Origin of the sequence: uncultured Nevskia sp. (assembly GCF_903885465.1) — a bacterium.
Classification (GTDB): Bacteria; Pseudomonadota; Gammaproteobacteria; order Nevskiales; family Nevskiaceae; genus Nevskia.
Genome location: NZ_CAISIQ010000316.1, coordinates 1 through 5,250, shown reverse-complemented (window position 1 = coordinate 5,250; position 5,250 = coordinate 1). Strand labels below are relative to the sequence as shown.

At 61.7% G+C, this 5,250-nt stretch carries 9 protein-coding genes; 2 read left to right on the top strand and 7 right to left on the bottom strand.

Translation table 11 applies throughout. From position 1 onward, the window contains the following. The 4 genes from QZY06_RS12285 to QZY06_RS12270 all read right to left on the bottom strand — a co-directional run. A partial coding sequence (locus tag QZY06_RS12285; RefSeq protein WP_295684718.1) for a trehalose-6-phosphate synthase occupies positions 1–513 on the bottom strand: 513 nt, incomplete at its 3' end. A 268-nt stretch (positions 514–781) separates the two neighbouring features. After that, positions 782–1,078, bottom strand: coding sequence for a CsbD family protein (locus QZY06_RS12280; RefSeq protein WP_295684716.1), 297 nt, complete (start codon positions 1,076–1,078; stop codon positions 782–784). Positions 1,079–1,164: 86 nt separating this feature from the next. Continuing rightward, positions 1,165–1,335, bottom strand: coding sequence for a DUF1328 domain-containing protein (locus QZY06_RS12275; RefSeq protein ID WP_293392302.1), 171 nt, complete (start codon positions 1,333–1,335; stop codon positions 1,165–1,167). A gap of 140 nt (positions 1,336–1,475) precedes the next feature. Beyond that, positions 1,476–1,997 carry a YSC84-related protein gene (locus QZY06_RS12270; RefSeq protein WP_367275628.1) on the bottom strand — a complete coding sequence of 174 codons (522 nt, stop codon included), beginning with the start codon at positions 1,995–1,997 and terminating at the stop codon, positions 1,476–1,478. Between the two features lie 332 nt (positions 1,998–2,329). Here QZY06_RS12270 and QZY06_RS12265 point away from each other — a divergent pair, with 332 nt between their 5' ends. Both QZY06_RS12265 and otsB read left to right on the top strand, forming a co-directional pair. Next, the gene (locus tag QZY06_RS12265) at positions 2,330–2,467 is read left to right on the top strand and encodes a hypothetical protein (RefSeq protein WP_295684711.1); all 138 of its coding nucleotides are present in this window, start codon (positions 2,330–2,332) and stop codon (positions 2,465–2,467) included. Between the two features lie 46 nt (positions 2,468–2,513). Then, a complete protein-coding gene (gene otsB / locus QZY06_RS12260) occupies positions 2,514–3,275 on the top strand; it encodes a trehalose-phosphatase (protein WP_295684709.1) in 762 nt (253 codons plus the stop codon). Positions 3,276–3,278: 3 nt separating this feature from the next. Here otsB and QZY06_RS12255 read toward each other — a convergent pair whose 3' ends face one another. The 3 genes from QZY06_RS12255 to QZY06_RS12245 form a co-directional block, all read right to left on the bottom strand. Beyond that, positions 3,279–3,926 carry a hypothetical protein gene (locus QZY06_RS12255; protein WP_295684706.1) on the bottom strand — a complete coding sequence of 216 codons (648 nt, stop codon included), beginning with the start codon at positions 3,924–3,926 and terminating at the stop codon, positions 3,279–3,281. Positions 3,927–3,990: 64 nt separating this feature from the next. Further along, complete coding sequence (locus tag QZY06_RS12250; RefSeq protein ID WP_295684704.1) at positions 3,991–4,785, bottom strand: zinc-dependent peptidase; 795 nt, start codon at positions 4,783–4,785, stop codon at positions 3,991–3,993. 91 nt (positions 4,786–4,876) lie between these two features. Next, positions 4,877–5,041, bottom strand: a complete 165-nt coding sequence (locus QZY06_RS12245) for a hypothetical protein (protein ID WP_295684702.1) — start codon at positions 5,039–5,041, stop codon at positions 4,877–4,879. Positions 5,042–5,250: the final 209 nt, after the last annotated feature.

Here is a 5,250-nt window from a genome sequence, read left to right as displayed (position 1 = left end):
GGCGAAGCGGCGATTGACTCTCAGATAGCCATCGTAGAAGCGGCGATCGTAGGCGGTCAGGTCCATCCGATAATGGAACAGCGGCCACAGGCAACGATTGGCGAAGCCGTTGTAGTACTCGTCGAACTCGTCCTGGCTCAGGTCCAGAGTGGCGGTGGTGATACCGCTGGAACGCTCGGTTCGCACCGCGCCCTCATCGGCGATCTTGCCGCTCCAGCCGAACCACAGGCCGCCGGTTTCGCGCAGCGTATCGACCAGGGCCACCGCCAGCCCGCCGGCCCGCGAGGCTGAACGCACAGGCCCCACTCGATTCGATACCGCAACCAGGCGCTGCTTGCGAGGCAGCGTCGTCTTCCGTGCCGCGCGGCGCGGCTCTGGCACCAGTTCCGAAGACAACGGCAGCGGGATGATGTCCTCACGTGCTGTTTCTGCGGGCTCAACCGTGGCGGCGTCCAGGCCGCGTTCCGGCGCTTCGCTTTCGGGCGCGGTGGGTGTATCGACGATGTCGGTCATGCGAATCAAATCATTCCTGCCTCTGGTGACGCCTGGAAAAGGCCGATCCAGTCACTGAAAGCCGCCGAACGACCGAGCGAACCGCAGGCTGGATGCACACGAGGCGTCAGTTATCGTGCCTGCAGGCACCGGCGGCCGGCCTTGATCCCCGTTGAAACCGCCTGAATGGACGTGTGCGAGTTTGGAAATGGCGAGAACGGTTTTGCGCCAGACAAGAAAAAGCCCCGCGAACGGGGCTTTTTCGGATTCACCGGGATGCTGCCGACGACTACTTCTTGGCGGAACCGGTAAATTTTTCCTTGACGACTTCGACACCGGCCTTGACCTTGTCCTTGACGTCTTCGATCGTTTCCTTGATCTCGCCCTTCAGGCGGTCCGTCTTGCCTTCAGCATTCTGGGCATGGCCCTTGGCTTCCAGTTCCTTGTCGCCGATCAGGCTGCCGACCTTGGCCTTGATGCTGCCGACCACTTCCTTGGTGTGGCCCTTGGCCTTGTCGGCGGCGGCGCTGGAGGCGGCGTCATCAACAACATCCTTGGCGGCATTGGCGGTTTTGTTCGTGCTCATCTGTAACTCCTTGAGTGTCTATTTCTCGAAATGTGGAATGAGGAAAAACGTGTTGCTCTCTACTTCTTGAAGGCCTGGAATATCGGTCAGATATCCAGACGTGGACGCCGGCCCCTGATCAGGGAAACAACAAACAGGACCAGGAAGACCAGAAAGAGGACCTTGGCAATGCTGGCTGCCGTGCCTGCAACGCCGCCAAAGCCGAGTACGCCGGCAATCAGCGCGATGACCAGAAATACGATTGCGTAATTCAACATGAATCCATCCTCCTTCAGTCTTCAGTCCAGCGTTGGTTGGTTAGTCATCGTGTGCATCGATCCGCATGCTTCAGCAGCTACAGCCAACACTCAGCACGCAGCGTTCCCGCAACTTCTACGGCGCCCAAATCAGCGCCCGATCAACGCTTGATCGGCGTGATCTTGGTGCCTTCGATGCTCAGCGAAGCCATCAGGCCCTGCTGGTCGAAGATGAAGGCATAGGCATCCTTGCGAACGGTCGAGGTCGAGATGTTCTTGGCAACGCCTTCGTTCACCACCACCACTGCCGGGCCAGTACCGATTTCCCAGCCAGAGGATTTATCGAGGTACTTGATTGCGGCGTCACTCATCAGAAAGAGTGCGTAGCCATAGGTCGTGGCGCCGGCCTGCAGACCCCATGACGCGGAGATCGAGTTGTAATAGCCGGACACCGTGCTGCCCTTGGTCAGCACGCCTTCGCCATAGGAGCCGCCGAAGACCAGGCCGGCCTTGACGATGTTCGGAAACACCAACACCGCCTTGGCTTCCCTGGCCAGCTTCTCGGCCGTCGGGTTGGTCTTGTACAGCGCCTTGAGTGCGCGCTCGCCGTCTTGGTTGAGCTCTTCAGCAGTGGCCGCGGCAACGGCGGTTCCGCCGACGAAGGCACCGGTTGCCAGCACCATCGCGGTGACTACGGGTAGCAGGATATTTTTCTGGATGTTCATGTCAGTTCTCGAGTGATGAATGCAGGGCATGGAGTGCCGATGCGGGTGAAGCCTTGCTGCTTGATCGAGACTCTGAGCAACTGCCATTCCCGAGGCCGCGGCGGCAATCATGGCGTTCCGTCGGCAACGGAATTACCGGGCAAGGGCTCATCCGTGTAGAAAATGCCGGCCGCTTGCGGGCAGGGGATTCAGCGAGCCGAGAAGGAACGTGCCTGCGGCGCAGCGAACAAGGCCGCGCGTGAGATGTCTCTCAGACCGGGCACGGCGAATGCTCATTGCTGTTGATTGCCGTGTCCGTGAGAGGACGCAGGCTCCTTCAATCTGGCCTGCTGGCCTGCACCCGGAGAAACAGCATGCTGGTCTATCTGATGATTTCGCTGCTCGGCCTGCCGCTGGCCGTTGCCGTCGTCGATCGCGTGCGCCCTTGAGATTTTCTGAATGGCTGATGCTGCTCACCACCGCACTGATAGCGTCTTGATCAAGCCGGCAGATGATCTACCCAACCAGCCGCCGGCGCTGACGGCTCGGCACGCGCTGTTTCTCGATTTCGACGGCACCCTGGTGGCGCTGGCCGATCATCCGGATCGGATCATCGTGCCGGCTCTGCTGCGTGAAACTCTGGCGGTGCTGGAGCAGCGGCTGGATGGCGCGCTGGCGATCGTCACCGGCCGCAGTCTGGAATCGCTGGACAGCTTTTTGGCCCCGCTGAAGCTGCGCGCTGCAGGCATTCATGGCGCCGAGCTTCGTCATGATCCGTCGAACCCGGCGACAGACGTGGCCTCGCTCGGCGATCTTGCAACGCGTCTGAATGCGCGTTTTGCCGGTGATCCTCACGTCTGGATCGAAGACAAGCGCGCCGCCGTCGCCGTGCATTACCGGCAAGCGCCGGAACGACAGAACGAGCTGTTCGCGGTGGTGACCGAAATCGTCAACGCCCAGGGCAGTGATCTGGAAATCATCAGCGGCAAATGCGTCTTTGAAGCGCGCCGTCATGGCCACGGCAAGGACGCTGCCGTGCGCGCCCTGATGTCCAGTCCACCGTTCCAGGGGCGCTTTCCGGTGTTCGTCGGCGATGACCGCACCGATGAAGACGGCATCCGCGAAGTGCAGGCTCAGGGCGGTTTCGGCATCAAGGTCGGCATCGGTGCCAGCGACGCGCAATGGCGGTTGGCGACACCGGTTTCCGTGCTGGTGTGGCTACGTGCGCAACTGATCGTCAGCGGCCTTATTGCTTGAACCTTATTGCTTGAAGTAGCGGCGGTTCAGCAGCTCTTCCAACTTGCTGCGCTTGCCTTCCAGCTGTGCCTTGGTCTTTTCCAGAAAGCTCTTCAGTCCCGGTTCCGGCTCACGCTCGATCATCACGCCGACCAGATGGCGCTGCTCGTCCAGCGCGTTGTAGAACATCAGCACCAGTTCACGCTCGAACTCGTGCCCGGTATTGCCGACCAGCGGCGCGAAGTCCTTGGCCATATCGACACCGATCGCCTTGCGCGTGTCGACCAGAATTTCCGGCATGGTCACCGCATCGAGGCGTAGCGCCGGGTTCTTCGCGGCAAGCTGCTCCATCGAAGCTGCCAGCTGCTTGTAGTAATCCATCATGCCGGTCGTGGTCTGATCGAGTTCGTTGCCCTTGTCCTTGAACATCAGGATCCACTTCATCTTCGGAATGCCGTCAGCCTGCTGGTAGAGCAGGCTGTAACCGACATTCAACTCCGCACGGACCTTGCCGGGGTCGGCGGTCGCCGGTTTGGTTTCGGAGTTCTTGCTGCAGGCGGGCAGCAGCACCAACACGGCGGCGATCAGCGCCAGGATCAGCGCGCCGAGCAGTTCGCTCGCCGGAATGTATGCGTCAGGTCGCGGCGATTCATGTCGAGTCCGGATATTCATCGCAGGCGGTGTCCACTGGGCAGTGCACGCCAGCTGCAAGCGCAATGCCCGGCGTCGACCAGCGCTAGTCCGACGTCTCCACTCGGTAGTAGTCGCGTAACAGGCCATACAGCGCCGGATGCAGCAGTCGCAGTTCGGTGCCGCGCTGGAAATAGGCTTCAGTGGCCACCGCGAAGAACTCGGTCGGGCCTTCGAGGCCGTAGTCGTCGATCACCTGCGACGAACGCTGCTCCAGCGCCTTGTATTCGGCGCTCATCACTTTCGACCAGCGGCCATAATCCGGCAGCAGCGGCGCGCCTTCGGTCTCCGGATTCTCGGCGTCCAGCTGATGGGCGAACTCGTGGACCAGCACGTTGACGGCATCGCCTGCGAGCGCGGCTTCGACATCCTCCCAGCTGAGCACCACGCGCTCGCCATTCCAGGATTCGCCGAGACGCAGCTCCGGCTCATCGCTGACCAGGCCGATCGCATCGGGTTCGTGATGGCGCACCCAGAACGCGGTGGGGTAAACGAGCACGGTGCGCAGGCCGCGAAACACGTAGGCATCGGGCCTGAGCAGCATCAGGCAGGCGTAGCCGGCGATCAGCACCCGCACTTCTTCGGTGACGACGAAATCGTTGCAGCCCTTGATGCGGATGTCGGCGAGGAATTCCATCACCCGCCGCTCGTGCATGCGCCTTTGCTCCGGGCTCAGGCGGCCGAGCAGCTTCAGACGCCGTCTCAGCAGCTCACGCCACGGGGGTGGGAACGGCGCCAGCTCGCGGCTGCGTTTTGCCTGCCGCTTGCGCCAGTAATTGACGCACAGCACCGCCGCGAACACGGCCATGCCGAAGCCGATGTAGCCCTCCGTCCAGTTCATCGCCGCCCGCCGCGCTTGCTCATGATCGGGACATGGGTGCAGCGAGGCCGACAATCAAGCGGCAGTGCCTTGCTTCGCTACCTTAAGCGGATCACCAGAAGCCGGTCGGCTTGTTCGGATCTTCGTCGTCCGCCTTGTCGTCCTTCGGCTTGGCAAGGCGCCGCGCCTTGTAGTGCGAGACCGCACGCAGGGTGGCGAACGGGCCGACGATCAGCACGACGACCAGCGCCAGGACCCAGATGACTGTGATGTTCATGAGTTAGAGACTATGCAAGAGGCAGGTGTACTCAAGCTTGTTCCACCTGACCTGATCAACGGCGCTGCAAGCCCGCGATCTGGAAATCGCAGCGAAGGCCGCGAAGGACGAGCTGGAGCGCGTGAACTCATGGCGTGCCCTTCGCGCCGCCGTGGAGCGTGAGGCGCCCGTGCTGCTGCCACTGGTCCAAGTAGCAATGCCGGCCGACT